The 2937-nt window shown below is 42.9% G+C and carries 3 protein-coding genes; 2 read left to right on the top strand and 1 reads right to left on the bottom strand.

All coding sequences use genetic code 11. The features are described from left to right. Together E1163_RS30290 and E1163_RS01265 are read left to right on the top strand one after the other, a co-directional pair. On the top strand, nt 1-511 hold a 511-nt coding region (locus E1163_RS30290; protein ID WP_221417896.1), incomplete at its 5' end, for a toxin-antitoxin system YwqK family antitoxin. A 13-nt stretch (nt 512-524) separates the two neighbouring features. Then, nucleotides 525-1514 carry a hypothetical protein gene (locus tag E1163_RS01265; protein ID WP_155168713.1) on the top strand — a complete coding sequence of 330 codons (990 nt, stop codon included), beginning with the start codon at nt 525-527 and terminating at the stop codon, nt 1512-1514. A 205-nt stretch (nt 1515-1719) separates the two neighbouring features. Here E1163_RS01265 and E1163_RS01260 read toward each other — a convergent pair whose 3' ends face one another. Next, the gene (locus E1163_RS01260; protein WP_155168712.1) at nt 1720-2808 is read right to left on the bottom strand and encodes an adenylate/guanylate cyclase domain-containing protein; all 1089 of its coding nucleotides are present in this window, start codon (nt 2806-2808) and stop codon (nt 1720-1722) included. Between the last annotated feature and the right edge of the window lie 129 nt (nt 2809-2937).

Raw genomic sequence — 2937 nt, 5'->3', positions numbered from 1 at the left:
TTATAAAGGAGTAAAAATAGAAGGAAAGCTTCTGACGTACTATGAGACTGGGTACCCGGTGAAGAAGGTAGCTTACCGGGACTATGATCATGAGCAGATTAATTTTGAAGTCACGTACGAACTGCCTTCAGATAGGTCCGTGAAGACTCGATACTTTAGAAATGGCATGAAAAAGAGCGTAATACCCTACGATGGAAATGACAGGGATGGAAAGGCCTCCTTCTACGGCCCGGATGGTAAGCTGCTGGGCGTGGGCCACTACCGGAAAGGCACACCTGTATCCGGCACGTTGGTATACCACCATCGGCACCGGCAGCAGGATTACCTTTTAGTAAAACTGGGCAGAAAATCGTTCAAAGCTTATGTTTTTCAAAACCGGAAAAAAGAACTCTCCGGGAAGGTGAAGTTAAAGTCATCATTCTCTGCCGAAATCAGGGAGGAGAAGCTGTATAAATTTCTAAATATGCTGGCAAGTGGTTACAGCAACGATTTTCAAATGAGTTCTTATTGATTAAAAAGCAATAATGGCAAGGGTTTATTATAACAAAAAAGAACTACTGGGCAAGCCCTTTCGAAGTGATGTGGTAACTGTGGGGCTGCTCCATGAAATATTAACCATGGCAGATCCCGCGAACAATCAATTCAAACAATTTGATTTGTCAGGTGCCGGGGAGGAGCGATTTAAAACGGCGGTATTGTGGAAGGGAGATTTTTATTATAAATACAAGGGGCAGGAGATTTATCTGCCTCATGCCATAATCTTTGGGGATGATTTCAGCACGGCTTTCCCCGATGAATATTATTTTATAGCACAGATAGGAAGCCATCTGGATGTAAGAAGGGTTAATGCAGGCCAGGGTTTTGAGTGGCACCAAACCATAGATGCCTCTATGCCTCACCCCGAAGATGAAGGGTTTTTAAATAAGTTAGAGCACTCTTTTTTAATATTGAAGCAGGAAGTGGAACAGGTCAAAAGTCAGGAGCAGCAGAAAATAGCCCGGCGTGTACCCATTTCAAAAGAAAAAATACAGGAGTGTACCACATTGGCGGCTTTGTGCGAATGGACTCCTGACGAGTGCGCCCAACTCGGACACTGGCTTGCTTCGCAAAAAGTAGAAGATAATGAGCCTTACACGCTTTTAGGTCTTATGGAGTACTATTGCTATGAGCCTGGAAAAAACAGGAAACTACTTTTTATGTATTTTGACTGGAAAGAGGTCATCAAAGAGTTTGTATGGAAGCTGGAGCATATCCTTAAAAACAATTATGGCATCACTGACCCCATCCCAACCGGCAGGTTTACCCTGGATAGCCAGATCTATGAGAATGGTGTGCAGGCCCATTTTGACCAGTTTTTACAAACCTACCAATTGCAGCTCACCCAAGTGAAAACAGAAGGTGATGATTATCTTTTTATGGTACACAATACGGCCTACCATAAAGCAATAAACCTAAACGTTAACATCATTGGCTGGGGGACTGCCAGGGCACATAGCTATGGGTGGACCTTATAATGTATCAAGCTGAATTTATGGGGAGACCCTAAATTTTCACCTCTTTGCTGACAGAGAGTTGTTAATAGCAATCGGCAAAAGCAGTAGACAAACTCGTATAATATAACAATAAGCACGGTTTACTGATTTTCAGTGGCAAGTTTCACATTACTTACTTTACTTTCCAATCTATTTACTCCACAGGTTTTACGCTTGATCTCTTAAACTAAAAGACGGTATACAGTTCCATAACCTCAGCCCTTCCCCTCAACTCCTGAGTGCCTATGGGTTGTAAATTGTATTTTTTATCAGGCCGCAACTCATTGGCCAAGTCTTTGGAAATGATGATGTCTACATCATAAGTATTGCAAAGTCCCTGTATCCTCGAAGTGGCATTTAGAACGTCACCCGTGAAAATGATCTCCTTCTTGAGGGCGCCGATCTCCCCCGTGGTGACCTTGCCGCAGTGCAGCCCCGCTTTAAAGGTAGGAGCAACACCAAATTTACTTAAGTACCAGCCCGACCTTTTGTTCAAATCTGATTTCATGGCAAAAAAGCAATGGACACAATGGTTGTTTTCTATTCCCTTTTCTAAAGGCCACGATACCACTATTTCATCACCAATGTACTGGTACACCTCCCCATGGTTTCTCAAAATAGCATCCGAGAGATTGTCATAATACTTTTTAAGCAATTCGAAGTACTTGATGTGCCCAAGCTTTTCTGCAATGGTGGTTGAAGATTTCATGTCGAGGAACATAAAAACCCTTTTCTCTTCTACCGGCTTGTGGTATTTGCCTGTAAAAAAGTTAAATAATATCTTCTGGCCGATATTTTCACTGATCTCAGCATAGAAGAGTGAGATGAACAGCGATACCGCCATTTGCACACTCGTGCTGACATTGCCCAGGCTGGTCAAATAGTCGTAAAACCGCTGCCAGACCAGGGGATCGAATACATGCGTATGCAATTGTATGCTAACCGCAATGGGGAAAGCAACAAGAATAACCGTAAACAGGAAAAGGGAATAGACCAGGAGTTTATAGATAATTTTTGTAGTGAAACTCTCATTGGAGAATACTTTTTTGAGCCACACCACCTCAATAGCACCTATAAAAAGCCCGACACCTAAAACCACAAAGCTTGCGAAAACAAATATATCAGAACTCATCCGTATGGCCGTTGTCGGGCCGTAATTCCCCTGACCGATCGCAGCATACTCTACAAAGAGGAATGTCCAGCCTAAAAGTAACCATATAAGCCCGAAGGGAACAATGCGGCTGATAGTCCTTTTGGTTTGCGGAGATAGAGACATAAACTTAAAGCCAGGTGATAATCAGGATCGAACTTATTGATAATTTGCCATTTAGTAAAATGGAGCAATAAGCTCCGACACGGTCCGAAATCCTGTCAAGGTCGGAAGGCTTTTTTGTCGTCGACCTTG

The sequence above is a fragment of the Fulvivirga kasyanovii genome (assembly GCF_009711405.1).
GTDB lineage: Bacteria > Bacteroidota > Bacteroidia > Cytophagales > Cyclobacteriaceae > Fulvivirga > Fulvivirga kasyanovii.
Note: the sequence above shows the minus strand (reverse complement) of the source record. Positions and strands in the feature narration are given on the sequence as shown.

Coding starts and splice junctions, on each gene's coding strand:
- E1163_RS01260 (WP_155168712.1), bottom strand. CDS start 2,808: ATGTCTCTATCTCCGCAAACCAAAAGGACTATCAGCCGCATTGTTCCC.
- E1163_RS01265 (WP_155168713.1), top strand. CDS start 525: ATGGCAAGGGTTTATTATAACAAAAAAGAACTACTGGGCAAGCCCTTT.